This window comes from Micromonospora sp. DT63, assembly GCF_049841615.1.
Lineage (GTDB): Bacteria > Actinomycetota > Actinomycetes > Mycobacteriales > Micromonosporaceae > Micromonospora.
The window spans coordinates 164,641-190,789 of record NZ_JBNCKQ010000011.1; the positions used below are offsets into that span (position 1 = coordinate 164,641).

Consider the following 26,149-nt stretch of genomic DNA (forward strand, 5'->3'; position numbering starts at 1 on the left):
GAAGCCCGCGACGGCACCCCGAGGACATCGTCGCGGATCCACCCCGCCGGAGGTAAGTCATGCGGACCCGCCGCGATCAGGTGCAGGCGTACCGCTTCGTCACCCGTCGGATCGTCTCCGCGCTCGTGTCGGGCGATCCGGAGACGACCAACCTGCCGATGCGACGGCTCGGCATGGCGGTCTTCGGCAGTGTGATCGCCGCGGCGGTGGTGCTCGGTGGCGTCGGCGCGTACGGCCAGTTGACCGGGAATGCCGCGCCGCTGGAAGAGAACACCCTGGTCATCGAGCGGGAAACCGGCGCGACGTACGTGTTCGCCGAGGGCGAGCTGCATCCCACGCTGAACTACGCCTCCGCACGGCTGATCCTCAACGAGCCCGACCCCGCGGTGCGCACCATGTCCCAGGCCGCGCTGCGCGACCGGCCACGGGGGCACACCGTCGGCATCGTCGGCGCACCCGACGCGTTGCCGGACCGCAAGTCGTTGACCGGCCTGCCGTGGTCCGTCTGCGACGTGCCCGACCCGGCCGACCCGCGCCACTCCACCACCCGCGTCGTGATCGACCGTGCGTTGCCCGGCGGTGCGCCGCTCGGTGACCGGGCGGTGCTGGTCACCGTGGACGGTCAGCGGCACCTGCTCACCGGCAACTCCCGGCTGGAGGTGCGCGGCGGTGACCAGGCGGTCGCGGCGCTGCGGATGACCGGCACGGCGCCGCTGCCGGTCGGGCAGCAACTGCTCAACGCCATACCGGCCGGGCCACCGCTGCGCAAGCCGTCCCTGGCCGACATGGGCGAGCGCAGCGGGCTGAGCGTGGCCGGCCGGCCCGCGACCATCGGTCAGGTCTTCCAGGCCGCGGGGCAGCACTACGTGCTCGCGCGGGAGGGTCTCGTCTCGATCAGTGAGATCACCGCCCTGCTGCTCATCAGTGGCGGCGGTCAGATCACCGACATCACGCCGGACCAGGCCGGTCGACTGTTGACCGAGCAGCGGCTCGACGCGGACGGCATGCCCCGGACCCTGCCCACCCTGTACCAGGCCCGGGCCGGGCAGACGCTGCTCTGCGCGACGTACCGGGCCGGCGCCGCCGGTGGTCCCCCGACCACCACGCTTGAGGTCTTCGACCGGGCTCCGGCGGAGTTGACGGCGGACGAGCCCGGCTCCGTGCCGGTGCGCCAGACCAACCGGGACACGGTGCGTACGGCCGAATCGGTGCTGCTGCCCGGCGGCAAGGGCGTACTGGCCCAGGCCGCGCCCGGCGCCGGCACCAGCGGATCCGGCGCCGCCGGCGCGACGGTCTACCTGATCAGCCCGCAGGGTGTCCGGTACCCGCTCGGTTCCGCCGAGACGCTGGGGGCGCTCGGCTACGAAGGGGTCACTCCGCTGGCGGTTCCCGGCTCGCTGCTCGCGTTGATCCCGACCGGGCCCACGCTCAACCGGGAGGACGCGCTCGTGCAGTTCGCACCGGGTGACGCGTTGGCGTCCGCGTCCGTGCCGCAGCCGACGTCGTCCACGTCGGCCACTGTCGCCCCGACGAGCGGGGGCACGGGCGGCGGGTCGCCCGGGGCATCGACCGGCGCCGACGACTGACCCGTTCGGACGGGTCGCCCCGTGTCGCAGCAGTGGACTAACCTTGGTTCGCTGACGGTTGTCAACCAGAACGACGGGGATGTTGCCATGACCGGGCGTACGGAAGTCGACCTGCTGTCCCTTGAGGACTTCCACCAACACCTGACGTCGCGGCTGAGCCAGGCCGAGTCGGTGCTGCGCAAGCTCAACACCGAGATGCAGTGCAGCCCACCGGCGTTGGGATCGTTCACCGATGCCACCCAGAATTCGCGCCGCTACAGCGAGGTCCACCAGTCGTACGTGGAGCAGGCCGAGCGGCTCCGGCAGGCGGTGGTGGCCGCGCAGCAGGCGACCAGCACCATCCTGGCCAACTACCGCACCGCCGAGGCGCGTAACGCGGCCAACGCCACCGACATCACGGCTGCGCTGACCGGTGTCGACCGGGCGTTGCAGCCGAAGGGGGACGGCAGTGTCTGAGTACACCCAGCGCTACCAGGACAAGAGCCACCGCGAGTTGTACGACGCGGTGATGGCCGGCAAGCCGGAGCAGATCGACGGGATCGCCGCCCAGTGGGCCGCCCTCAAGGGCATCCTGGACGGTCTCGGCCGGGAGCTGAGCGGCGACCTCGAAAAGCTCGGCCACACCTGGACGGGCTCGGCAGGTCGGGAGTTCCAGCGCCGGCTGACGCTGATCGTCGACCACTCCGACGCGCTGGGCGAAGGCATGGCCGGCGTCAAGCAGGGCCTCACCATGATGGCCGGCCAGCTGCGCACCGCGCACAAGCAGGCCGAGAGCCCGGAGGAGACCGACGACAACGACAAGGCCGTCTCGGGCGCGCTCAAGGGTGCCGCCTTCGGCCTGCCCGGTGCCGTGGTCGGGGGCATCATGGGCCACCAGCAGGACAAGGAAGAGCAGGAGAAGGCCCACCAGCGGATGGTGAACGTGGTGGCCGAACTGGCCGCCGGCTACGACCTCTCCGCCTACGACCGCGTGGTCGACCCGCCCCACCCCCACCCGGAGACTCCGCGGACGACCAACCAGGACCGGCCGACGCCGCGCAGCGGCCCGGCCACCACGACGCCGTCGGCCGCTCCGACCGCCACCGGCCTGACCGCGCACACGGGCGGCGCCACGGTCACGACGCCCGACGGGGTGGCACCTCCGCCGGCCGGCGGGGGCGGTTCCGTCCCCGGCCACGACGGCGGCACCTCGGTTGTCGTCATCGGGCCGGAGGGCTCCGGCAGCGACCCCGGCGGCACCACCTCCCTCGCCGGCGCGGACCCGCTGCTCGGCGGGGCCCTGCTCACCGGCGGGGCGGCCGGCCTGGCCGGGCTGTCCGGGCCGGCCACCACCGTGGCTGCCAGCGCCTCGGGCGGGCCGAGCCTGCTCTTCGGGGCACCGGGCGGGGCGCCGGCCGGTGGCGTCCTGCGCACCTCCGCGCTCGCCGGGTCGAGCAGCACGCCCACCACGGCGGCCCGGCCGACCGGCGGCGCTGCCGCCGCCGAGAACCGTTCCGCCAGTGGCGTCGGGCGGAGCATCGACGGCCGCCGCGGTGAGACCGGTCGGGCGGCAGCGGGTGGGCGGCAGGGTCTGACGGGCAACGGCCGGGGTGGCAACCGCCCCGGGGTGCTCGGCGGGCACGGTCGCCCCGAGGACGACGAGTCCGACGAGCGGCTGACCTGGCTGACCGAGGACGAGATGGTGTGGCAGGACGGCGGGGACGCCGCGCCACCGGTGCTCGGCACCGCCGGCTGACCCGCCGACGGCGCCCAACGCCGCACGAGACACCCGAGTGACCCCTGCCGCCTGTCGCGGCGGGGGTCACCGTGTTCCGGCCCCCGGCCGTCGTACCCGGAGGCGGTGTCGCCGCAGGTCACCACCGTCCACAGTGTTCACGGTGGTGGCGGTCACCACCGTTGCGCCCGCTGTCGTGCTGCGCCACGGCGGCTCGGGCGATAGGTTGGTCGGGTGTTGTCCGCAGCCCTGGTCCGCCCAGCCCGGTGGGCAGTGCTGTGGTCACTGCGGGAGCTGACCCGGCTGGCGGTCACCGCACTGGTGCTCGCTGTCGGTCTCGGCGGCGCGCTCGCCGCGACCCCGCCGTCCGCCCAGGCCCAGCTGCGGCCCAGCGCCGTGAGCAGCCGCGTGGACGCCGTTCGACCCGAGGCCGTGGCGGCCACCGAGCGTACGAGCCAGCCGGCCGCGCCCCGGCCGGGCAGCGAAGCAGTCGTCGCCGCGCCGACCCGCCGGGTCCTCGCGGGCGCGCAGCACGCGCCGGCCGTTGAGCCCGGCCGCGGCACCCCGCCCCGACGCGGCCCTCCCACCAGCTGAACCCAGGCCGTCAGGCCACCCGACGCTCCCCGCGACCCGGCTCCGGGTCGTGCGTCCGGGTGCCCGGGTCGCCGCCGACCGGCGCTACCCGCAGCCAGACCCGATCCGGCTCCCGACCTCCCGCCCAGCGGGGATCGGCCCGAGCCTGGGGCGGCCATCCGCAGCTCACCCCGACCACTCGGAGCCCGGCGCGTCGACACCAGTCGAGCGACCGGCCCGGTGCCGTCAGGACCCATCCGTCGATACCGTCGTTCGACCGCGAGGTGCTGATCATGCAGACCGTCCTCTCCGCCGTCCTGCCCGACGTGCCCCGGGCCGCCGCCATCTGGCTGAGCCTGCTCGGGGTGGTGGTGGTCGCCGTCGCCGCGCTCCTGCTGCGACCCGGCCGGCTCCGCCTCGACCCGGCCGTCCGGATCCGCAACGCCGCCATGCCCAGCCAACTGGAACAGGCGCTCCAGGAGCGGGAGCAGAGCCGCTACGCGCAGGAGGTCGCGGTGGCCGCCGAACGCGCCACCACCACCGCCCAGCGTCGGCGGGCCGAGTGGGTGGCCGCGCAGGAGACCGTCGAAGCCGCCTGGCAGGCGCTGGAGGCGGCCGAGGCGGGCGTACGGCGGCTCGGTGGGGCAGCCGCGATGCCGCTGCCACAGACCGTCCGGACCCCCGCCGAGTACGCCGACCGTGAGCGCTACCTGCACCGGGCCGCGCTGGACGCGTACTGGCGGCGGGAGCTGTCGGTGGAGCAGCTCAGCGACGTCTTCGCGCACCGCGACGGCTGGGACCCGCGGCTGCACCCGGTCGAGCAGGAGCTGGTGCTGCAGCGGGCGATCCGCGACAATCTGGCGGCCCGGCACGTCGCCGCCCAGGAGCGGGAGCAGGCGGCCTGGCGGGCCGCGGAGCTGGCCGTGGCGGCGGCTCGCAGCCTCCGCGAGGAGGCTCACGCGGCGGCCGGGCGGCGGGTGGCGGAGTCGGCGTCGGTGCTGCCGCTCAGCGAGGTGCTCCGGCCGTCGACCGAGCAGACCCGGGAGAACGCGGTGGTCGCCCGGGGTAGGGCGGCGGTGCCCGCGTTCTGACTCGGCGGCCGGGTGGTTCCGGTTCGCCGCGACACGGCGAACCGGGCCGGGCCGGCGCTTGTGGGTTAGCGTGACGGCATGTCCCGACAGGCGTGGGTCCTCGTGGTGATCGCCGGCATCCTGGCCCTCGCCACACTTGTCGGCGCGGTGGTGCTGGCGGTACGGCTGGTGCGGACGAGGCGGCTGCTGACCGGGCTGGGCGCGGGCGGAAAGGTCGCCTTCTACGGGGCGCTGATCTACACGATCTTCCCGGTGGACATCCTCCCGGACCCGATCTACCTGGACGACATGGGCGTTCTGGCCGGCGCGCTGATCTATCTCACGCGGCTCGTGCACAAGCGCCGGGCGGCTGGCCGTCGACTGCCCGGGCAGCCGGACGCACCGCCGGATCCGGACCGCGCCCGCTCCGTACGATGATCGAGGTTGGTGCGCAGGACGGGGGACGGGCGTGGCGGGCGATCATCGGCTGGACATCCGCGACGACCGGGTGGCCGCCTTCTGCGCGGAACGGCACCTGGCGACACTTACCACCCTGCGCGCCGACGGCACCCCGCACGTGGTGCCCGTCGGGGTCACTCTCGACGCGGCGGCCGGGCTGGCCCGGGTGATCACCTCGGGTACGTCCCGCAAGGCCCGCCAGGTGGCCGCCGCCGGCGCCGACGGCACTCCGGTGGCGGTCTGCCACGTGGACGGGCGCCGCTGGTTGACGATCGAGGGCCGGGCGGTGCTCCGGTCGGATCGAGCCGCAGTCGCGGAGGCCGAACGACGCTACGCCGAGCGGTATCGGACCCCGCGCCCGAATCCGGAGCGCGTGGTCATCGAGATCACCGTGACCGGGCTGCTCGGGAGCCTCTGAGCCACACCGGCACACTGCCCGCTTTGCGACGCCATGCCCGTTTCGGGCCGGCTCGCTGTCGCATGCCGTCTCGCGGAATCCCGCACCGCCGGTAGCCGTTACACCTGGTCACGACGCCCCAGCGGCAGCCGGCGACGGAATGCCGGCCGAAGCAGGGCCGTTACGTCCCCGGTACGCACGGCCGAGACCGCCACGGAGGCGGCACACCCCCGAACGGAGACTCGACCATGAACCCGATCGTGCAGAAGAGTGGTCTGTCAGTCGTCGGCCTGCTGGTCGCCGGCGGTTGCGCCCTCGGCCCCGCCGTCGCCGCGCAGGCGGCCCCCGCGCAGGTCGCCCCGGCCTCGTCGAGCCAGTCCAACCGGAGCGCGGAGCGCATTCTCGACGTCGACTACCAGGCCCAGCCGAACTTCTTCTACTGCGGCCCCGCCGCGACCCGGATCGCGCTCTCCGCGCAGGGCAAGGCGCTGTCCCAGGACGAGGTGGCCAAGCGGCTCGGCACCACGGAGGCGGGCACACCGTCGGCCCTGGACACCACCCGCGTGCTCAACGAGCTGACCGGCGGTCGCTATCGGACCACCGAGATCCGTGATTCGGTGGCCCGACCCGACCAGGTCGAGCAGCTGCGCCGGGACGTCCTGGCCGCGATCGACGCCGGCCGACCGGTGGTGGCCAACATCAAGGGCACGACCGTGGACACCGACGGCAACCCGCACTCGTACGAGGGCGGCCACTACCTGACGCTCGTCGGCTACCGCGACGGCGGGGACGACATCCGCGTCGCCGACCCGGCCGACCCGGCGCTCGGCGAGTACTGGATGAGCCTGCCGAAGGTCGCCAACTGGATCGCCGAGCGCGGCTACTCCTCCTGATCCTGACGGTTCACCGGGCCGGTCTCTTCCTCGCGGAGAGGCCGGCCCTGTCGTCGCGCCTGCGGGCCGCCTGGTTCGCTCGCCGACGCGCCCGGGTGGCCCGAGTCGCCCGGGCGCGGTGCAGATGACGCCGGGGCGGTGGGGAGATGGCCGCCTCGCCGGCACCTGCCGCCCTGCGCACGATCCGGTTGGCGTCGTCGGGGTCGCATCCTGCCGCCCGGAGCAGGTCGCTGGCCGCGGTGCGCAGGGCGGTGACGAGGGCGTCGCCGAACGACCTGACCCCGACCGCGGATGCCCGTCCGGCCAGCTCGGCAGTCTCCTCGACCAGCTTCCGGGTGCACTGCGGGATCTCGCCGACCCGGCACTCCGTCCGCATCTCCGCCACCGCCCGTCCCAGCCGGGCGATCGCGTCCGCCAGCTCCGACGGGAGCGGTTCGTCGTACTGCAGGGCGGTCGTCGACCAGCGGGCCATGACGGTGCTGTCCAGCAGGAGCCGCTCCAGGTGCGACGCGCTGCGGGCGTACCTGTGGAACTGTTGGCGGCGGTGCCAGCGTGCCGGCGCGATGGTGACGACCTCCTCGGCCCCACTCAGCGAGTCGTGCAGACGTCCCACGTCACCCTCGGTACCCCGCAGCCGCTCCAGGACGCGCTGCGACCGGTCGCCGTCGCGTTGCCGTACGGCCTGTGCCAGCTCGGCGAGCTGTTCGCAGAGAACGGCGAAGATCGGCGCGGCGGCGCGGTCCAGCACCCGAAGGGGATTGATCGGCAGCAGCAGCGCCACCACCACGAGACCTACCGCGCCGCCGACGAGCGCGTCGAAGATCCTCGGCAGCTCCAGGCCACGCTGCATCGGGGCCAGCGTGGCGATCAGCACCGCCGTACCACCGGCCTGACCGACAAGCGCGCCGCCCCTGCCGGCCACCAGCAGCGCGCTGGCGATGGCCAGGGCGACCACCACACCCGTCTGCCACGGCCCGGAGCCGAGGAAGAAACGCAGCGTGTCACCGATGGTGATGCCGAGGCCCACGCCGAACAGCAGCTCGAAGGTACGGCGGGCGCGCTGACCGATGGCGGTCGCGATCGTACCGACGGCGGCGGCAGGGGCGAAGACGTGTGCGCCGGGGCCGAGGAAGTGCTGGGCGATCAGGGCGGCGAGCGTGGCGGCCAGCCCGGCCTGGATCGAGATGATCAGGGTGATCTCCCACTGCCGGGCACGGACCTGCCCGGCCTGCCCGCCGCGGTGGCGTACCCGCTGGACCGCCTGCCCGCTCCGCTCGGCGGCCTCGCCGAGCCGCGACCGGTCCCGGTCGGCTGGTGGGCGGTCGTCGGCCATGGCGGCGGTTACCCCGAGGACGTCCGACCAATCGTGCCCCTCCGTCCCGCGCGCACCAGAGGACACCGCCGGCACCAGCCGTCAGGGCGACCACCGACCACGGATCGCGCCGTCAAATCCATCGGCGACCGTAGGTTTGCCCGACCGCTGCGGGGTACCAGGGGCCACACACCCACCGACCGCAACCGGTAAGGGGCCCAGATGAACAATCCACAGACCACCGGCGACGAGGATGTCGTCGACATCCTCATCGCCGACCACCGCGAGGTCGAGACCCTCTTCGTCGAGCTGGAGACGCGCCAGGGCACGCCCGAGTACCGCCGCCAGCTCACCGACGTGGTAATCGCCGAGCTGGTCCGGCACGCGGTGGCCGAGGAGGCGTACGTCTATCCGACGGCGCGCAAGGCACTGCCCGACGGCGACCAGATCGCGGACCACGAGATCGACGAGCACGCCGACGCCGAACGGACGATGAAGGACCTGGAATCGGTCGACCCGTCCGACAGCCGCTTCGACGAACTTCTCGCCCATCTGACCAGCACCATCCGCCACCACGTGCAGGACGAGGAGAACGACCTCTTCCCCCGGCTGCGCGCCGCCACGGCTCGGGAGGAGCTGGTCGAGCTGGCCGGGAAGGTGACGGCGTTCAAGAAGATCGCGCCGACCCGGCCCCACCCGAGCGCGCCGGACCACCCCCCGGCGAACAAGCTGCTCGCCCCCGGCACCGGCATGGTCGACCGGATGCGTGACGCACTGCGCGACCGGCCGACGTCGATGGACGAGCTACGCGAGAAGCAGCAGCGCTGACCGACGTACCGTCCGACAGGGACGATCCCGGGCCGCCGACACCTCGGCGGCCCGGGAGACGTCCGGTTCGTCAGCGGACCTGGTCACCCTCACCGGTCCGCGCCTGCGCCTGGTCCACGCCCTTGTCGATCTGGTCGTCGTACTTGCCGCCAGTGCGCTTGTCGGCCATGTCGCCGGCCTTCTCCATGCCCTGGTCGACCTGCTTGTCGTGCTTGTCCGCGACGTCCTTGGCCTTGTCCATGAAGTCACCCACGGCGCTCCTCCTCCTCGGGTCGTTCCCATTCGCGTTCCCTGGGCCTGTCGGCGCAAACACCGACGGTCCGGACGGGGATGGTGAAGGCCCGGCCGATCGGCCCGCGCCGACGTACGATCCGCGCGGGCGGGACGCCCCGGACCGTCCGGAACGCGCCCGTCACTTCCGAGGGCGAGCCGAGCGTTGGCGCGATTCGGGTGTCGGCGCAGCGCCGGCCGGGTACCGACCTCGCCGAGATCGAGGAGGGCCGACATGACGGCAGACGAACCCGGGGCGGACGCCGCGCCGACAACCGGCACCGCGTCCACGACCGGCGCCGCGTCCACAACGGGCACCGCGTCCGCAACGGGCACCGCCGCGACGACCGGCGGCACCGGGCCGCGCCAGGCGTGGGCCACCCTGCCCTGGCTGGTCCGGACCGCGGTGCTGTGGAGCGCCTGCCTGGTGGTGATCATCGCCGGGCTCTACCTGCTGGGTCGGATCGCCGTCCTGCTGGCCCCGCTGGCCATCGCCCTGGCCGCCACCATCTTCCTCACCGCGCTGCTCGACCCGGTGCTGCTCCGGCTGCGTCGCCTGCGTCTGCCGGCGGCACCTGCCGCGCTGCTCACCGTCCTGCTGCTGCTCGGCATCCTGGTGGGGGTCGGCGCGCTGGTGTGGAACCTGACCGCCAGCCAGTTCGATCAGCTCAGTCAGGAGCTGACCCAGGGGCTGGACCGCAGCCGCGACTTCGTCACGTCCACCCTGCCGGTCAGCGACGCCCAACTCGACAAGCTGATCGACCAGGCTCGCGAGGGTCTCAGCGGCAGTTCGCCGGACCCGGTGTCGGGGGCCCGGACGGCCACCGAGGTGCTGGGTTCCGCGCTGCTCGCCCTGGTGCTGCTCTTCTTCCTGCTCAAGGACGGCCGGTCGATGTGGCACTGGGTGCTGTCCCGGATGACCGGTCCCAACCGGTCGCTGGTGGCCGAGGCCGGCCGGGGTGGCTGGCAGACGCTTGGCGCGTACAGCCGGGGCACCATGCTGATCGCCGCGATCGACGCGATAGGCATCGGGCTGGCCCTGGTGCTGCTGGGGGTGCCGCTTGCCCTGCCGCTGGCGCTGATCACCTTCCTCGGCGGCTTCGTACCGATCATCGGGGCGACGGTGGCCGGCGCGGTGGCGGTGCTCGTGGCGCTGGCGGCCAACGGGCCGACGACGGCCCTGCTCACCCTCGCCGCGGTGGTCGCGGTGCAGCAGATCGAGGGCAACCTGTTGGAGCCGCTGGTCATGAAGCGCCAGGTGCGCCTGCACCCGGCCGTGATCCTGGTGGCGGTCACCGCCGGCACCCTGATCGCGGGCATCGCCGGCGCCTTCGTCAGCGTTCCGATCACCGCTGTCCTCTGGCGGGTCATCGACACCGTCCTGCGCCACCGCTCCACCCCGGACGCGCCGGCACTCTCATGAGCGGCGCGGCGCGGCTGTCGTCCGGGCGAGATGGGTGGTGAACCAGGTCCCGGCGTGTTCGGCGACCTGGTCGAGCGCGCCGGGCTCCTCGAAGAGGTGGGTGGCACCCGGCACCACCCACAGCTTGCCGACCTCCCCCAGCTCGGTGAGCGCCTGCTCGTTGAGCGTGATCACTTCCTCGTCGAGGCCGCCGACGAGGAGCAACGTCGGGGTACGCACCTGGGCCAGGGCGGCGCCGGCCAGGTCGGGTCGGCCGCCCCGGGAGACCACCGCGCCCACCCGGTCGGCCCGGGACGCGGCCGCGACCAGCGCGGCGGCGGCGCCGGTACTGGCACCGAAGAGACCGATCGGCACGTCACCTGCGGGGCGTTCGGCAGCCAACCAGTCGACGATCCCGGCCAGCCGGCTGGCCAACATCCCGATGTCGAACCGTAGTTCGGCGGTGCGGGTGTCCAGCTCGTCCTCGGCCGGGGTGAGCAGATCCACGAGCACTGTGGCGAGGCCCCGACCGGTCAGCGTCCGGGCCACCGCGACGTTGCGCGGGCTGTGCCGCGAGCTGCCGCTGCCGTGCGCGAACAGCACCACGCCGACGGGCCGTGCGGGCAGCATCAGATCGGCGGGAAGCTCGGCGCCCCGGACCGGAATGCTCACCGTGCTGCGCTCTTCGTCCATGCCGCACCTCCGCGTGCTCGCCTCTGGGCCCGCTTACCCCGCCCGCTGCGTCGCACGCGCGCCCGCAGACCGCCGCATCGCACGCGCACGCAGCCCGCGCCCGCCACGCCGCAGCGCCCGCGGGCCGCCGCGTCGCACGCGCACGCAGGCCGCCGCGTCGCACCACAGGGACGGCGTTTGCCGGGTGGGCCGCCGGGTACGCGACGACCGACCGCAGACCGTGTCGGCGCACCCGCGCCCCGACGGATCGCGAGGATCACCATGGCCAAGCAGCAGATCTCCCGGCAGCAGCAGATGGCCGAGCGCGCCCAGCGTGAACAGGACGCGGAGCGCAACCAGGACTTCGGGGACCAGGCCGCCTCGGCCCGGCTGCCCGACGATCCCAAGGCGGCCGCGCCGCGGGACGCCATCGGACGGCCCTCGACCGGCGAGCCGGTCTGACGTACGCGCGTGGCGGCCGGGGCGGGAACACTCCCGCCCCGGCCGTCACTGCTCGTGCTCGGGCAGCCGCAACAGCGGCGACCGACCCGGTGGCTGCTCCGGCGGCGGTCCCGAGGGTTCGGCCGGCGGCACCGGCACGGTCACCGGCTCGTCGCAGGTGACGCGCAGCATCTGGTCGTGGTGGCGTAGCTCCACGACGTCGTCCGGGCCACCGTGGCGCAGCGAGTACGTCGTCTGGTGCGGCCGGACGTCCACCCGCAGCGCCAGCCCGCGCCACTGGAGGGAGAACTCCAGGCGGGTCAGCCGGCTGGAGAGCCGGGGCGCGAACGACAGCTCGTCGTCGTGATCGCGCAGCCCGCCGAGCCCGCTGACCAGGGCGAGCCACGCGCCGGCCAGCGAGGCCATGTGCACGCCGTCGCGCGTGTTCTCGTTGAGGTCGTGCAGGTCCATCAGCGCGGCCTCGCGCAGGTAGATGTGCGCCAGGTCGGGATGGCCCACCTCGGCTGCCAGCACCGACTGGGTGCAGGCCGACAGCGACGAGTCGCGGACGGTCCGTCGTTCGTAGTAGAGGAAGTTGCGCACCTTCTGCTCGGGGGTGAACGCGTCCCCCCGCCAGTGCATGGCCAGGACCAGGTCGGCCTGCTTGACCACCTGTTTGCGATACAGATCGAAGTACGGGTAGTGCAGCAGCAGCGGGTACTTCTCGGCGGGCGTGTGCGGGAAGTCCCACTCCTGCAGCCGGGTGAACCCCTCCACCTGCTGGTGCACGTCCAGCTCGTGGTCGTACGGCACGTGCATCGAGGTCGCCGCGTCCCGCCAGCTCGCCGCCTCCTCGTCGGTGACCCCGAGGTGGAACGCCTCGTCGCGGTAGCGCATCACGACCTCGGCGGCGGTGAGCAGGTTCCGCTGGGCCATCAGGTTGGTGTAGACGTTGTCGTTCTTCACCGCCGTGTACTCGTCGGGGCCGGTGACACCGTCGATGTGGAACTGGCCGTGCCGGTCGTGGTGCCCGATCGAGCGCCACAGCCGGGCGGTCTCCACCAGCAGCTCCAGCCCGATCTCCCGCTCCATGACGGTGTCCCCGGTGACCAGCACGTACCGGCGGACCGCGTCGGCGATGTCGGCGGCGATGTGGAACGCCGCGGTGCCGGCCGGCCAGTACCCGGAGGACTCCGGCCCCTCGATGGTCCGCCAGGGAAAGGCGGCGCCCTTGAAGCCGAGCGTCTCGGCCCGTTCCCGGGCCTGCTCCAGCGTGCTGTGCCGCCACTGCAACGCGCTGCGCACCGCGCTCGGCTGGGTGTACGTGAGCACCGGCAGGACGAACATCTCGGTGTCCCAGAAGGCGTGCCCGTCGTAGCCGGGACCGGTCAACCCCTTCGCCGAGATCGGCCGCTGCTCGGCTCGGGCACCGGCCTGGAGCACGTGGAACAGACCGAACCGTACGGCCTGCTGGATCTCCGGATCGCCCTCGACCAGCACGTCGGCCGCGTCCCAGAACCGGTCGAGGTAGTTGCGCTGCTCCCGGTGCAGGCCGTCCCAGCCGTCCAGCCGGGCCCCGGCGAGCGCCGCGCCGACCTGGTCGCGGAGCGCGGGCAGCGAACGGCGGCTGGACCAGCTGTACGTCAGGTACTTGACCACCCGCAGCTTCTCGCCGGGCCGGAGCACGCAACCGATGGTGGTGCGTACCCAGTCCTCGTACCCCTCGGACTCGATTGTGGTGTGGTCCGGGCCGTGCACCTCGTGCTCCATGGCGGCGGCCACCCGCAGCCCGGAGACCTTGGTGCGGTGGATCAGCTGCCCGCCGTCCGGGGTGGTCAGCTCCTCCTCGGCCTGCAACGGCGATTCCAGCACGGCCGCTACCCGGGGGTCCTTGCTCTGCGCCGGGAGTGACTCGTTGGCGACCAGTTCGGACTGGACGATCAGCCGCAGCGGGCCGTCGACGGCCTCCACCTCGTAGCTGATCGCGGCGACCGACCGCTGGGTGAACGACACGAGCCGGGTGCTGCGGACCTTGACCTCGCGGCCGGCCGGCGAGCGCCAATGCAGCTCCCGGTGCAGGGTGCCGGCCCGCATGTCGAGGACCCGCTCGTGCGACAGCAGCTCGCCGTAGCGGACGTCGAGCGGTTCGTCGTCGACGAGCAGCCGGATCAGCTTGCCGTTGGTGACGTTGACGATGGTCTGCCCGGACTCGGGGAACCCGTAGCCGGCCTCCGCGTACGGCAGCGGACGCAGCTCGTAGAACGAGTTGAGGTAGGTGCCGGGCAGGCCGTGCGGCTCGCCCTCGTCGAGGTTGCCGCGCAGACCTACGTGCCCGTTGGAGAGCGCGAAGACCGACTCCGACTGGGCGAGCACGTCCATGTCCAGCCGGGTCTCCCGGATGTGCCAGGGCTCGACGGGATAGGCCCGTTCCCGGATCACGCGAGACCCCGGTCGCCGGTTGGCGTCCGGCCAGCGGTGTCGCCGGCGGGACGTGGTGCCGGCGGGTCGGCGTCGAACGCGTCGAGCAGGTCGGCGAGATCCTTCACCACGATGTCGGCGCCGTGTGCGAGCAGTTCGTCGGCCTGTCCGACCCGGTCCACACCGATCACGTACCCGAAACCGCCGGCCCGGCCGGCGGCCACCCCGGAGAGCGCGTCCTCGAAGACGGCGGCCTGGGTGGGGTCCACTCCGAGGATCCTGGCCCCGGCCAGGAAGGTGTCGGGCTGCGGCTTGCCACGCAGCTTCTGCTCGCGGGCCACAATCCCGTCGACCCGCGCCTCCAACAGGTCCTCCAGGCCGGCCGCGGCGACCACCTCGCGCCCGTTCGCGCTCGCGGTGACCACCGCCCGACGCAGCCCGGCGGCGGTCGCCGCCCGCAGATAGCGCACCGAACCCGGGTAGACCTCGACACCGGAGGTGCGCAGCTGTTCCAGCAGCAGGACGTTCTTGCGGTTGCCGACACCGTTGACGGTGTCGGCGTCCGGCGGATCGTCGGGGCTGCCCTCGGGAAGCACGATGCCCCGGGAGGCGAGGAACGACCGGACGCCGTCGGCGCGGGGCCGGCCGTCGACGTAGCGGTTGTAGTCCGGGCCGGGATCGAACGGCTGGAAGGGTTCTCCGGTCGTCGTGGCGCGCTGCCGCAGGAACTCGTCGAACGTCTTCGTCCAGGCGGCGTTGTGCACCCGGGCGGTCTGCGTCAGCACACCGTCCAGATCGAAGAGACAGGCGGTCACATGAGCAGGTAGGCCCAGCACGGTACGAATCTAACCACCCGGCCGGGCCCGCAAACCCGTTTTCGGCCGCCCGTGGCGTGGCTCAGTTCGGCCGTAACGTCCAGATCACCGTCAGTGCGGAGGTGGGCGTGCCGTCCTCGGTGGCGATCTCCACCTCGACGGCGAACTCGGGCCGCCGACCGGACTCCAGCTCGGCGATCACCTCCGGGGCGGGGCGCGCGAGCCGCGCGGTGGCCAGCACCGGCCCCCGGGCCACCTTGCGGTAGGCGATCTCGGCCCGGACGGCGAGCGGCACGCAACGGTCGAGCAGCTGCCCGAAGGCGGCCAGCACGACCGTGCCGGAGGCCGTCTCGCCGAGCGTGAACATCGCCCCGGCGTGCGGGCCGCCGATGTGGTTGTGGGTGGCCGGCGTGTCGGGAAGCCGGACGACGGCCCGCACCCCGCCGTCCGCCTCCGGTGCCACCTCGACGAATTCGATGCCGAGCGTCCGGGCGAACGGCACCGCTTCCAGGATGCCGGCCGCCACCTGGCGGGAGTCGATGGTCATAGCCCGACGTTACTTCTCGGTAACCAAGGGCGGCAACCAGGGTTTTCCCGGTTGTCGTGGGGTCAGAGGTTGGCGATCGTCCGCAGGATCTCCGCGTAGAAGTTGCCGTCGATGCTGCGGAAGAGCGAGAAGTCCTGACCCGGGTCACCGAAGAACGGCCGCAGCGTCCACGCCAACTGGGTGCCGACGAACCCGAAGAGCAGGATCCAGATGTAGAGCAGCGTCATGCTGGCCGGCCGCTGCGTCGGCTCGCCGCGCCGGGCCGGCGGGGTGGCCCACGGGCGCTGCGCCGCCGGGTAGCCGGGCGGCATCATGCCGGGCGGGAACGAGCCGGGGGCCGGTTGGCCGCCCCACTGGGCCGGGACGTGCGCCGGCGCCTGAGCCGCGGGCTGCGCGGTCGGCGTCGCGGCGGGCGTGGCACCGTTCGCGGCCGACCCCGCCACCGCGGCTCCCGCCGACACGGCGACCGGCTCGGCACCCGCATCGGCGGTCGGGGCCGCACCGGCGGGCACGCTGACCGGCACCGCACCGGCGGGCACCGCAGCCGGCACCGCCGGCGTCTGGGCGTTGACCTCGCCCGCGGTCGCGGCCGTGGGGACCGCCGGGGCGAGCAGGCCGTGGTCGTTGAGCACCTGCATCCCGCCGGTCAGAAAGCGCAGCCCGACCAGTGCCGACAGCGTCAGGATGGCGACGTTGAGCAGCTTGAAAAAGCCGTAGTCGGGCGCGGTGATCAGAAAGAACAGGCTGATCGGCGCGAACGCCACCGCGAGCATCGAGGTGACCGTGATCGCGACCATCACCAGCGCCAGCGACTGGCGCACCGACAGTCGGGCGCCGAACACCAGGTTGAACAGGTAGAGCGTGGGCAGGCAGATGGCCAGCGTGACCAGGAACAGCAGCGGCAGCTTCAGCGCGGACGTGAGCGCCATCAGCGGGCTGTGGAACGCCCCGAGCACCGCCCCGTAGCAGGCGAGCGCGATGGCGGAGCTGGCCAGCATCCGCCCGGTCAGCGCGTTGAGGTCGCCCTCGGCCACGATCTGCTGCCAGATGCCCTGCCGGTCGCGCAGGATGCGCTCGATGACGAGCGGACTGGGACGGTCACCCGACACGGGTGTTCCCCTCTCGGTGTGTCACATACTGGACTAGGTGGGCAGACGGTAGGACACCGGACGGACCTCCCGCCACCCCGCTACGGCGTGGCGTCACCGCCAACCCACGTCGATCCGGGCACCGCGCTCATCGAAGAAGTGCAGCGCGTCCATCCGAACCGACACGGCGAGCGGATGACCGGCGGTGACCGCCGGGTAGGGCGCGAGCCGCACCGCCAACTCCGCCGGGCGGCGGTGGTGCCGGCCCGGGTCGGGAAGGACGCTGGTGCTGCGCGCGGCGCCGTTCGGCACGTCCTCGGCCTCCACCGGCTTGCCGGTGAGCCGCTGCATCACCGCACCGAACCGGCGCAGGCCCCGCTGGCCCACGGGCGGCGGGTCCAGTGGCGCACCCATCTCGTCCACCATGATCGCGGTCGCCCCGATGTCGAGGAACGCCAGCGACTCGTGCCCGTGGTGCTCCAGGTAGCGGATCCGGCCACGCAGGACGTCACCGGGGCTGTCCGGGGCGACCGGGGTGAGCGCCTCGGCACGCATCCCGACCACGATCCGCTCACCGTGGTAGTGCGCCACGGCCCGGCTCCGGATGTCGTTCCACGGCAGGTAGAGCGACTGCTCACCGAGGTTGAGCGTGACGTACCGGTCGAGGTGGACGTAGACCGACGCCTCCAGCAGGTTCATCCGGGGGCTGCCCAGGAAGGCGGCCACGTAGAGCGTCGCCGGACGGCCGTACACCTGGGTGGGTGTGCCCACGTCCTGGAGCACGCCGCGGCGCATGATGGCCACCCGGTCGGCCATGGTCAGCGCCTCGGCCTGATCGTGGGTGACGTAGACGGTGGTGACACCCAGCTCGCGGGTCAACCCGGAGATCTCCGCGCGCAGCTCGGCGCGCAGCCCACTGTCCAGATTCGACAGGGGCTCGTCCATTAGGAACAGCCCCGGTCGTCGGACGATTGCGCGGCCCATGGCGACCCGCTGACGCTGGCCGCCGGAGAGCTGGCCCGGTTTGCGGGCGAGGACGTCATTGATGCCGAGGGCACTCGCCACGTCGGTGACCCGCTCACCGCGCGGCTCCGGTTCGATACCGGCAAGCCGCAACGGAAAGGCGATGTTGTCGCCCACTGTCATGTGCGGATAAAGCGCGAAATCCTGGAAGACCATCGCGATCTTGCGGTCGCGTGGCGGCAGGTCGTTCGCCAGTTCCCCGTCCAGCAGCACCGCGCCCTGTGTCGGATCCTCCAGACCGGCGATCATGCGCAGCACTGTGGACTTGCCGCAGCCGGAAGGCCCCAGCAACACCATGAACTCGCCGTCGTTCACATCCAGATTTATGCTGTCGACGGCCAACGTGCCGTCCTTGAAAACCTTGCTCACATCTTTGAGCGCGACGGTGCTCACCGTCACCTCCCCCAGGTCGTCGGCCGAACCCCCAGAAGACTGTGACCAGGATCATTCGTTTCGCACATCGGGTAAACGTCTCATGTTCGGCCCATGACACCGCTATTACGCGGCACGCGACGTCGTTGCGGTCAGCAGCCCGGCGACGGTTCGGGCTGCTCGCCGAGGAACACCTGGCGCACCACCCGTTCGGCCGCCTGCCCGTCGTCCAGCCGGCAGAACCGCCCCCGGAAGTGCTGGCGGGCCTTGTGCGCCGCGTCGGAGCGCACCGCGTCCGTGCGGAACAGGTCGAGCAGGTCGGTGAACGTGGCGGCCACCGCCCCCGGTGGCTCCGCGGTGACGTCGAAGTAGACACCCCGCGCCAGGCGGTACGCCTCCCAGTCCGGGGTGTAGAGCACGATGGGCCGGTCCAGCACCGCATAGTCGAACATCGCCGAGGAGTAGTCGGTGACCAGCACGTCGGCGACCAGATAGAGGTCCTCCACCCGCTGGTAGCCGCTCACGTCGCGCACCCGCTGGAAGTCCAGCGGCCGGCCGGGCCGGCGTTCCCGGTCGTGGAAGTAGTGGCTGCGCATCAGCAGCCGCCCCGAGTCACCGAGCGCGGCGACGAGCCGGTCCGGGTCGAAGGGCGGCCGGTAGCCGGGCAGGTGCTCGCGGTGCGTCGGGGCGTACAGGACCACCTGCTCGTCGGGCCCGATGCCGAACTCGGCGCGTAGCCGGCGTACGTCGTCCGGACTGGCCGTGGCCAGCCGGTCGTTGCGCGGATAGCCCACCTCCAGCGTCGTGTAGGTGGCCGGATAGGCCCGGTCCCACATCTGGGTGGAGAAGCTGTTGGCGCTGACGCTGTAGTCCCAGCGGTCCACCCGGCGCAGCAGGCCGGCGAAGTCCATCCGGCCCGCGCCGATCGGGTAACGCTGCTGGTCGAGCCCCATCACCTTGACCGGAGTGCCGTGGTGGGTCTGCACATGCACCTGTTCCGGCCGCTTGCGCACGAAGTCCGGGTAGTTGACGTTGTTGACCAACCACCGGGCCCGCGCGAGGACCCGGTAGTACGCCGGGGTGCCGGCGACGACGTACTCCACCCCGGCCGGTACGGCGTCCACCCGGTCGCGGCGCACGATCCACACGCCCCGCACCTCGGGGGCCAGCCGGCGGGCCGCCTCGTAGATCGCGGCCGGATTGCAGGAGTACCCGCGGTACCAGTAGGCCGCGTACACGGCGAGCGTCGGGTCCACCGGCCGGCGCAGCTCGGCCCGGTAGTACTCGCGCAGCAGCCCGTCTCGGGTCAGCCGCGCGCCGCGCCGGGCCACCGGCCCGACCCGACGGCGGGCGGTACGTGCCTGCCTCCGTGCCGTGTCGCGGGCCCGGCTGGCGGCCCGCAGCGCGCTGAACGTCCGCCACCGGCCGGTCGCCACCAGCCGGTGCTTGATTCCCTCGACGCCCTCCGGCACCGGGTACCCGCCGTCCGGCAGCCACCGCGCGTAGTCGGCGGTGATCTGCGCGAAGAACGCCGGCCGCAGTTCCGGGGCGATCCGTTGACCGTTCCCGAGCACGGTCAGGTAGTGCCAGATCATCCGTTCGAAGACCGCCGGGCGCAGCTCGTCCACCGCCGGCGACCAGGCGTCCATCAGATGGAAGACCCGGTGCCACTGCGGGAACACCTCGAAGTGCCGGTCCCCTCTGGTCTTCGTGATCGCGCCCGCCCGACGTTGCCGGTAGTTGACGCAGACCCGGTCCAGTACGCCGATCCGCTGCGCCGCCATCAGCACGGGGTAGCTGAACGAGACGTCCTCGTACCAGCCGTCCGAGAAGCGCAATCCCAGCTCGACCAGAAACTCCCGGCGGACCAGCCGGTTCCAGGCGGTGTGCAGCAGCCGCATCGCCTCCGGCCGGTCCCGCAGCCGGAAGGTAGCAACTGGGGGCGACTCCGGGAACACCTCGGCCATCGCGCTGCGGGTGGCGGTGTCGTTCCAGTGCGTCCGGACGTGGTCCACCAGCAGCACGTCCGGCCGGGTCGCGCGCAGCCGGTCGGCCACCTCCCGCAGGCAGTCCGGCGCCAGCCAGTCGTCCCCGTCGATGAACCACACGTACTCGCCGACAGCCCGGTCCAGCCCGATGTTGCGGGCTGGACCGAGGCCGACGTTCTCCGACAGCCGGACCGACCGGACGCGCTGGTCGCGGGCCGCGTACTCGTCGATGATCTCGCCGCTGGCGTCGGGCGAGCAGTCGTCGACGGCGATCACCTCAAGGTCGGTCTCCGGCTGGCCGAGGATCGAGTCCAGGCACTCGCGCAGATATCCCTGCACCCGGAAGGCCGGCACCACGAAACTGATCAGGGTCATCCGGCCGTCCCTTCGTCAGCGCGGCGCGACACCTCCCGCGCCCACCGGCGCGGCCGACGCCCGCGCGCTACGGGCCGGCCGGACAAACCAGGCCAGGACGACGCTCGCCACGAAAACCACGAGAAGGTACGCACCGAGTGTAGCCATGCCGATACTCACGATGCCGGCAATCGCCGCGAGGGCCAGCAGCACCGAACGTCCGTCCCAGCCCAGGGTGGCGAGGTGCAGCGGCGGCGCCGTCTGCCGCTTCTCCAGTCGGGCCGTCAGGTCGTAGTGGTGCACGGCGAGCACGAAGACGTAGCCGAAGATCAGCCAGCCCGGCGCGTCGCCGACCACCCCGACGGCGATCGCGAACAGGTACTCGGCGGCCCGCAGCGCCGCCGGCACCAGCCAGTCCAGGGGGCCGTTGTGCGCGGCCCTGGCGCCGAGGCCACCGGCCAGCAGCACCAGCAACGCCACCGGCACCGCCCACCGCAGTCCCGTCGGCGAGTCGTCCAGCAGGGCGGCGACCAGCAGCACCGCCGGGGCGAGCGCGGCGATCACCGCCAGGGTGAGCGGCCCCATCGGGCGGACCACCGGCAGCCGGCGGGCCAGCGGGCCGTCGTCGCGGTGCAGGGTCGCGTCGACCGTGTCCAGCACCGGCACCCGCATCCAGCGGGCCCGCAACGTGCGCAGGGCACCGGTGTACGCGAAAGCCAACCCACCCCAGACCAGCACCGCGATGAGGCTGACCAGCGGGTTGAACAGCGCCACGGTCAGCGCGATCAGCGCCCACCGCTCACCGATCGGGAACACCACGGTCCGCTTCAGCCAGTACGACAGCGAGCCGGTGTCCGCCTGCACCCGCGTCGACGCGGCGTTCAGCCGGTCGCCGATGCCGCCGCTGGCACCCGCCGCCGTCCGGGGCCGGCGTGCCGCCTCGTCGTGCAGTACCCCGTACCAGGTGTCGGTCATGTGCCGGACGGTCTGCAACGTCATCGCGGCGATGGCGAGGGCCCAGCCGTTGCCCAGCCCGGCGTGACTGACTCCGAAGCCCAGACCGGCGTAGACCAGGTACTCCTTCGCCCGGTCGGCCATCGTGTCCAACCAGCCGCCCCACGCGCTGAAGTGCCGGGTGTAGCGGGCCAACTGGCCGTCCACGCAGTCGAGCACGAAGCCGAGGTAGAGCAGCACCGCGCCGCCCACCAGCGCGGGCCGCCCGCCGACTCCGAACAGCACGGCGGCTGCCAGCGCGAACAGCACCGAGATCACCGTGACCCCGGTCGGGGTGAGCCGCAGCCGGGCGGCGAGCCGCACGACGTACGGCGACCAGGTGCTGACGAAGTACGTGGAGAAGAAGTCGTCCTTCTCCTTCACCGACAGCCGCAGCTCGGCGCGGTCCTCGTCGACAGCCGTCACCGCCGCCTCGGCGGCGACCAACCCGGCCGAGTCCTCGACGCGGTGCGCCACGAGCAGGCGTACCCGCTGGGCGAAGATCAGGGTGCCGAGCGCCGCGAGACCCGCGACGAGCCGGTCCACGGCGGACCCGGGACCACCGGCGGCGGCCGAGCCCGCCGAGCCCACACCGCCGGCCACCGGCAGCGGCGACACGTCACCGGCCGGGCCGATCGGGGCGGCGACGGGCAGCATCTCGGACGCTGCGGCGCGGGCGGCGGCGGCGAGATTCGGCAGGTCGTCCACGCCGACCCGGAGCGCGCCACCGAACACGCCCGTGGCGTCGCCGTCGAGGGCATCCAGGGGGCCGGCGTCGACGATCTGGCCGCGCTCCTCGCGCACGGCCGTCCGTCCGGGCACCGGCGGGTCGGTCAGCACCAGCGCCACTGTCGGTCCCACCGGACTGGTGGCGAGGTGCCTCAGCACTGCGGTGTGCGCCACCAGGTCGGTGCCACTGATCAGCAGTGGCCCGTCGGCGTCATCGGCAAGCGCGGCCAGTTCGTCGAGGGTGGCGGCGAAGCGCACCTCGGTCGCCCCGGCCCGGCGCAGCTGGACGGCGAGCCGGTCGGCCAGCGGCTCGCCGGACGCGGTGGTCAGGCCCGCCGCGGGCGTCCCGGCTGCGAGCACGATCGCGAGCGTCACCGCGGAACCGCGGCGTTGTACGCGTCGAGCGCCTCGGCGATGGTGCCGTCGAGCGTCAACCGGCCCGCGTCGAGGTACAACCCCCGACGGCAGAACCGGGTCAGGTCCTTTTCGTTGTGTGACACCAGCACCAGCGTGCGCCCCTCTCCGAGCAGACGATCAATCGTCGCGTAACACTTCTCGCGGAACTCCGCGTCCCCGACCGCGGTCACCTCGTCCATCAGCAGGATCGGGTGCGGCAGGCGCGAGATGATCGCGAAGCCGAGCCGCACCTTCATCCCCGACGAGTAGTGCCGCACCGACGTGTCGATGGCTCGTTCCACCTGCTTACCCGCGAACTCGACGATCTCGTCGAAGTGCCGCTTCAGGTAGCCCGTCGACAGTCCGTGCAGCCCACCGACCAGGTGCAGATTCTCCCGCCCGGTCAGGTCGTTGGAGAAACCGGCGGACAACTCCAACAGCGGCGCCACCGCGCCGTGCACCCGGATGTCGCCCTCGTCGGGGATGAGCACCCCGGCGATCAACCGCAGCAGGGTGCTCTTGCCGGTGCCGTTGCGGCCGATCACCCCGACGGTCTCACCGGGCGCCACGGTGAACGACACGTCACGCAGCGGCCAGAACTGACCGGGCAGGGCGCCGCGCCCGCCCCGGTGGATGAACAGCTCGCGCAGCCGCAGTTGGCGGCGACGGTTGCGGACGAACCGGATGCCCAGACCGTCCGCTTCGATGATCGGCGTGGCCATCTCAGAGTTCCTTGAGCACAGCGGGTTCCAACCGGCGGAACGACCACCAGCCGGCGGCCAGCACCAGCAGGCTGCCGACGACAGTGGTGGTGAGCAGCCGAGCGTCCGGGAACTCGTCCGGGTACCAGATCGCGTGGTGCAGTTGGAAGATCCCGACCAGCGGGTTCAGCTCGTACACCACCTTCAGCCAGCCCGGCAGGTTGGACTCCCGGACCAGGCTGAACGGATAGATGATCGGCGTGGCGTAGAACAGCACCCGGATGATCAGTCGCAGGAACCGCTCCACGTCGCGCATCAGCACGTTCCACGCGGACAGCAGCAGGGCCAGCCCGGTCAGCAGCACCGCCTGCACCGCCACCGCGAGCGGCAGGGCGAGCAGCGACCAGCCGGGATGGATCCGGCCGTGCGCCGCGTAGATCACCGCGATGGCGATCAGGATCGGCAGGCCGGCCGCGTACTCGGCGAACCGCCCGGTGACCCGGCCGATCGGGAAGACCTGCCGTGGCACGTTCATCGTGGTGATCAGCCGGGACTGGCCGGTCAGCGCGTTGGTGGCCTCGCTCAGCGCCGAACTGGTCCACATCCAGGCGAAGATCCCGGTGATCAGGAACAGCGGGTACGACCCGGCCGCCTCGCCGAGGTGCCGACCGGTGTCCCGGGAGTAGAGCACCCCGAAGACGAACCAGTAGATGGCGCCCATGCCGAGTGGCTCGATCAGCGACCAGAAGTAGCCCAGCACCGACTGCTGGTACTTGACCGCCAGGTCCCGTCGGACCAGGATGCGCAGCGAGTTGCGGTGCGACCACAGGGCCGCGACGCCAGAGGTCACCGCAGCCTCCCGCCTCCTGAAACGGACGCCAGGCTAGCAGTCGGTGAACGAATGCCCCGAATCTACGGGTTCAGCACTCGATCACGTTGACGGCCAGACCGCCACGCGCCGTCTCCTTGTACTTGACCTTCATGTCGGCGCCCGTCTCCCGCATGGTCTTGATGACCTTGTCCAGCGACACCTTGTGCACGCCGTCGCCGCGCAGGGCCAACCGGGCGGCCGTGATCGCCTTGATGCTAGCCACCGCGTTCCGCTCGATGCAGGGGATCTGCACCAGGCCACCCACCGGGTCACAGGTCAACCCGAGGTTGTGCTCCATCCCGATCTCGGCGGCGTTCTCGACCTGTTCGGGAGTGCCGCCCAGCGCCTCGGCCAGCCCCGCCGCCGCCATCGAGCAGGCCGAGCCGACCTCACCCTGACAGCCGACCTCCGCGCCGGAGATCGACGCGTTCTCCTTGAACAGCACGCCGATCGCACCGGCCGTCAGCAGGAACCGCACCACACCGTCGTCATCCGCGTCCGGAATGAACCGGGCGTAGTAGTGCAGCACCGCCGGGATGATCCCCGCCGCGCCGTTCGTCGGCGCGGTGACCACCCGGCCGCCCGCCGCGTTCTCCTCGTTGACCGCGAGCGCGAACAGCGTCACCCAGTCCATCGCGTGCAGCGGGTCGGCAGTCCCGGCGTCCGCCTCCAGGCCGCGCCGCAGCTCCGCCGCGCGCCGCCGAACCTTCAAACCCCCAGGGAGTACGCCGTCCCGCTCGCAGCCGCGCTGCACGCACTCCCGCATCACCCACCAGATCTCCAGCAGGCCGGCCCGGATCTCCGCCTCGCTGCGCCACGAGCGCTCGTTGGCGAGCATCACCTCGCTGATCGACAGGCCGGTGCGGGTGGTGACCTCCAGCAGTTGCGCCCCGGTCAGGAACGGGTACCGCACCCGCGTCGTGTCCGGCTTGATGCGGTCCGCGCCCGCCGCCGCCTCGTCCACCACGAAGCCACCGCCGACGGAGTAGTAGCTGCGGGCCCTGATCTGCTCCCCGGCCGCGTCGAAGGCCACGAAGGTCATCCCGTTCGGGTGGTACGGCAGCGACCGGCGACGGTGCAGCGTGAGGTCCCGGTCCGGGTCGAAGTCGATCTCGTGCGCGTCCAGCAGGCTGATCCGCCGCTCGGCGCGGATCCGTTCGACGCGCGGACCGACGGTGTCGGTATCGACCGTCTCCGGCGCCTCACCGGCCAGCCCCAGCAGCACCGCCCGGTCGCTGCCGTGCCCGTGGCCGGTCGCGCCCAGCGAACCGAACAGCTCGGCCTGCACCCGCGCCGTCTCGGTGAGCAGCCCGTCGGCCTTGAGCCCGAGCACGAACGTACGGGCGGCCCGCATCGGCCCCACCGTGTGCGAGCTGGACGGCCCGATGCCGACGCTGAAGAGGTCGAAAACACTGATCATGGCTGCGCTTCCTCGGCGTTTCCCGTCGTACGGGATCTGCCCGGTTCGTGGCCACCGGTCAGGCGGCCCCGCTCGTGGCCGCCCGGTCGGGGGGCCGTCGGTCACCCGGGGTATGGGTGCCCAACCAGCGAGCCTACCCGCCCACCCCCAGCCCCGACCCCGCCAGACCCTCGCGCCGATCTCGCATTTTCGGTCGTCGATACGGGTGGGTATGAACCTTCTGTCGCGACAGAAAGTGCAAGATCGCGGGGCGGTGTGGGAGGAGTTGGGGAGGGTTGGCCCGGGTAATGCACCTACGGGTCCACGGGTCGCCGATCCTCCTCGGGACCGAGGGCGGGATGGCCACCCCTTCGTACCGTGGATTGCAGACGCGGCGCACAGCCGCAGAGTGGGAGTACGACGATGAGTCGCAAACTGGTTCGGCCCCGCCAGGGGCGCATGCTCGCCGGTGTCTGCGCCGGCCTCGGTCAGCGGTTCGGCATGTCCGCCGGGATGGTCCGGTTGCTGTTCCTGCTGTCGCTGCTGCTGCCCGGCACCCAGGTGATCGTGTACCTGATCCTCTGGGTCCTCATGCCCAACGAGGACCGCTACCTCGCCTCCACCGGCCACTGACCCACCACGACAGCGCAGCCCGGAGGCCACCACGTCAAACGATGTGGTGGCCTCCCGGCCTCCCGGCCACGGCACGGCACGGCAAACCGGCATTCCGCTTCCAGATCTTGGACAGTTTCCGTTAGCAGGGCGGGCTCAACCGGTGGTTGCAACACCGAGTAGCTGGGCCATTTTCTCACCGGGGGTGGCCCAGCCGAGGGTCATG

At 72.3% G+C, this 26,149-nt stretch carries 25 protein-coding genes; 12 read left to right on the forward strand and 13 right to left on the reverse strand.

From position 1 onward, the window contains the following. Window positions 1–59 precede the first annotated feature (59 nt). The 8 genes from eccB to ACLQ27_RS29990 all read left to right on the forward strand — a co-directional run bounded on the left by eccB (window position 60) and on the right by ACLQ27_RS29990 (window position 6,692). A complete protein-coding gene (gene eccB / locus ACLQ27_RS29955) occupies window positions 60–1,586 on the forward strand; it encodes a type VII secretion protein EccB (protein WP_357490965.1) in 1,527 nt (508 codons plus the stop codon). A gap of 87 nt (window positions 1,587–1,673) precedes the next feature. Further along, a complete protein-coding gene (locus ACLQ27_RS29960; protein ID WP_234590050.1) occupies window positions 1,674–2,042 on the forward strand; it encodes a hypothetical protein in 369 nt (122 codons plus the stop codon). Beyond that, window positions 2,035–3,321 (forward strand): WXG100 family type VII secretion target, encoded by a 1,287-nt coding sequence (locus ACLQ27_RS29965; protein ID WP_357573482.1) that lies wholly within the window; start codon window positions 2,035–2,037, stop codon window positions 3,319–3,321. The genes ACLQ27_RS29960 and ACLQ27_RS29965 overlap by 8 nt, the downstream gene beginning before the upstream one ends. Before the next feature lie 213 nt (window positions 3,322–3,534). Continuing rightward, complete coding sequence (locus ACLQ27_RS29970) at window positions 3,535–3,894, forward strand: hypothetical protein (protein WP_425869860.1); 360 nt, start codon at window positions 3,535–3,537, stop codon at window positions 3,892–3,894. Between the two features lie 272 nt (window positions 3,895–4,166). Further along, window positions 4,167–4,964 carry a hypothetical protein gene (locus tag ACLQ27_RS29975; protein ID WP_425869862.1) on the forward strand — a complete coding sequence of 266 codons (798 nt, stop codon included), beginning with the start codon at window positions 4,167–4,169 and terminating at the stop codon, window positions 4,962–4,964. A 78-nt stretch (window positions 4,965–5,042) separates the two neighbouring features. Continuing rightward, complete coding sequence (locus ACLQ27_RS29980; RefSeq protein ID WP_234590059.1) at window positions 5,043–5,381, forward strand: YkvA family protein; 339 nt, start codon at window positions 5,043–5,045, stop codon at window positions 5,379–5,381. Between the two features lie 31 nt (window positions 5,382–5,412). Continuing rightward, window positions 5,413–5,820 (forward strand): pyridoxamine 5'-phosphate oxidase family protein, encoded by a 408-nt coding sequence (locus ACLQ27_RS29985; protein ID WP_425869864.1) that lies wholly within the window; start codon window positions 5,413–5,415, stop codon window positions 5,818–5,820. 227 nt (window positions 5,821–6,047) lie between these two features. Then, on the forward strand, window positions 6,048–6,692 hold the full coding sequence (locus tag ACLQ27_RS29990; protein ID WP_234590074.1) for a C39 family peptidase: 645 nt from the start codon (window positions 6,048–6,050) through the stop codon (window positions 6,690–6,692). Between the two features lie 10 nt (window positions 6,693–6,702). Here the strand turns inward: ACLQ27_RS29990 and ACLQ27_RS29995 are convergent, their stop codons facing one another. After that, the gene (locus tag ACLQ27_RS29995) at window positions 6,703–8,025 is read right to left on the reverse strand and encodes an FUSC family protein (protein WP_357490975.1); all 1,323 of its coding nucleotides are present in this window, start codon (window positions 8,023–8,025) and stop codon (window positions 6,703–6,705) included. Between the two features lie 201 nt (window positions 8,026–8,226). Here ACLQ27_RS29995 and ACLQ27_RS30000 point away from each other — a divergent pair, with 201 nt between their 5' ends. Next, window positions 8,227–8,832: a hemerythrin domain-containing protein gene (locus ACLQ27_RS30000; protein ID WP_425869867.1), complete on the forward strand. Its 606-nt coding sequence runs from the start codon at window positions 8,227–8,229 to the stop codon at window positions 8,830–8,832. A 70-nt stretch (window positions 8,833–8,902) separates the two neighbouring features. Here ACLQ27_RS30000 and ACLQ27_RS30005 read toward each other — a convergent pair whose 3' ends face one another. Continuing rightward, window positions 8,903–9,073: an antitoxin gene (locus tag ACLQ27_RS30005; RefSeq protein ID WP_255787856.1), complete on the reverse strand. Its 171-nt coding sequence runs from the start codon at window positions 9,071–9,073 to the stop codon at window positions 8,903–8,905. 264 nt (window positions 9,074–9,337) lie between these two features. Here ACLQ27_RS30005 and ACLQ27_RS30010 point away from each other — a divergent pair, with 264 nt between their 5' ends. Next, window positions 9,338–10,525 carry an AI-2E family transporter gene (locus tag ACLQ27_RS30010; RefSeq protein WP_357573487.1) on the forward strand — a complete coding sequence of 396 codons (1,188 nt, stop codon included), beginning with the start codon at window positions 9,338–9,340 and terminating at the stop codon, window positions 10,523–10,525. On the opposite strand, the gene ACLQ27_RS30015 is transcribed toward ACLQ27_RS30010, so the two are convergent. Beyond that, window positions 10,520–11,197 carry a dienelactone hydrolase family protein gene (locus ACLQ27_RS30015; protein ID WP_357490980.1) on the reverse strand — a complete coding sequence of 226 codons (678 nt, stop codon included), beginning with the start codon at window positions 11,195–11,197 and terminating at the stop codon, window positions 10,520–10,522. The genes ACLQ27_RS30010 and ACLQ27_RS30015 overlap by 6 nt on opposite strands. 261 nt (window positions 11,198–11,458) lie before the next feature. Between ACLQ27_RS30015 and ACLQ27_RS30020 the strand changes: the two genes are divergently transcribed. Next, complete coding sequence (locus tag ACLQ27_RS30020) at window positions 11,459–11,638, forward strand: hypothetical protein (RefSeq protein ID WP_234591596.1); 180 nt, start codon at window positions 11,459–11,461, stop codon at window positions 11,636–11,638. 45 nt (window positions 11,639–11,683) lie between these two features. On the opposite strand, the gene ACLQ27_RS30025 is transcribed toward ACLQ27_RS30020, so the two are convergent. The 10 genes from ACLQ27_RS30025 to ACLQ27_RS30070 all read right to left on the reverse strand — a co-directional run bounded on the left by ACLQ27_RS30025 (window position 11,684) and on the right by ACLQ27_RS30070 (window position 25,332). Then, entirely contained in the window at window positions 11,684–14,056 is a 2,373-nt protein-coding gene (locus ACLQ27_RS30025; RefSeq protein ID WP_425869870.1) for a glycoside hydrolase family 65 protein, read from the reverse strand. After that, on the reverse strand, window positions 14,053–14,871 hold the full coding sequence (locus tag ACLQ27_RS30030; RefSeq protein ID WP_425869872.1) for an HAD family hydrolase: 819 nt from the start codon (window positions 14,869–14,871) through the stop codon (window positions 14,053–14,055). Before ACLQ27_RS30030 ends, ACLQ27_RS30025 begins: the two co-directional genes overlap by 4 nt. A 61-nt stretch (window positions 14,872–14,932) precedes the next feature. Beyond that, window positions 14,933–15,397: a DUF4442 domain-containing protein gene (locus tag ACLQ27_RS30035; RefSeq protein ID WP_234591599.1), complete on the reverse strand. Its 465-nt coding sequence runs from the start codon at window positions 15,395–15,397 to the stop codon at window positions 14,933–14,935. Between the two features lie 62 nt (window positions 15,398–15,459). After that, the gene (locus ACLQ27_RS30040) at window positions 15,460–16,506 is read right to left on the reverse strand and encodes a hypothetical protein (protein ID WP_425869874.1); all 1,047 of its coding nucleotides are present in this window, start codon (window positions 16,504–16,506) and stop codon (window positions 15,460–15,462) included. A 93-nt stretch (window positions 16,507–16,599) separates the two neighbouring features. Beyond that, the gene (locus tag ACLQ27_RS30045; protein WP_357490989.1) at window positions 16,600–17,901 is read right to left on the reverse strand and encodes an ABC transporter ATP-binding protein; all 1,302 of its coding nucleotides are present in this window, start codon (window positions 17,899–17,901) and stop codon (window positions 16,600–16,602) included. Window positions 17,902–18,032: 131 nt separating this feature from the next. Next, window positions 18,033–20,243 carry a bifunctional glycosyltransferase/CDP-glycerol:glycerophosphate glycerophosphotransferase gene (locus ACLQ27_RS30050; RefSeq protein ID WP_425869877.1) on the reverse strand — a complete coding sequence of 737 codons (2,211 nt, stop codon included), beginning with the start codon at window positions 20,241–20,243 and terminating at the stop codon, window positions 18,033–18,035. A gap of 15 nt (window positions 20,244–20,258) precedes the next feature. Next, a complete protein-coding gene (locus ACLQ27_RS30055) occupies window positions 20,259–22,319 on the reverse strand; it encodes a DUF5941 domain-containing protein (protein WP_425869879.1) in 2,061 nt (686 codons plus the stop codon). Continuing rightward, complete coding sequence (locus tag ACLQ27_RS30060; protein ID WP_425869881.1) at window positions 22,316–23,062, reverse strand: ABC transporter ATP-binding protein; 747 nt, start codon at window positions 23,060–23,062, stop codon at window positions 22,316–22,318. Before ACLQ27_RS30060 ends, ACLQ27_RS30055 begins: the two co-directional genes overlap by 4 nt. A gap of 1 nt (window position 23,063) precedes the next feature. Further along, window positions 23,064–23,891, reverse strand: coding sequence for an ABC transporter permease (locus tag ACLQ27_RS30065; protein WP_357490995.1), 828 nt, complete (start codon window positions 23,889–23,891; stop codon window positions 23,064–23,066). A gap of 70 nt (window positions 23,892–23,961) precedes the next feature. Further along, window positions 23,962–25,332, reverse strand: coding sequence for an L-serine ammonia-lyase (locus tag ACLQ27_RS30070; protein WP_425869884.1), 1,371 nt, complete (start codon window positions 25,330–25,332; stop codon window positions 23,962–23,964). 402 nt (window positions 25,333–25,734) lie between these two features. On the opposite strand from ACLQ27_RS30070, the gene ACLQ27_RS30075 reads away from it, so the two are divergent. Next, window positions 25,735–25,944, forward strand: coding sequence for a PspC domain-containing protein (locus ACLQ27_RS30075; protein ID WP_234589045.1), 210 nt, complete (start codon window positions 25,735–25,737; stop codon window positions 25,942–25,944). Window positions 25,945–26,149 lie beyond the last annotated feature (205 nt).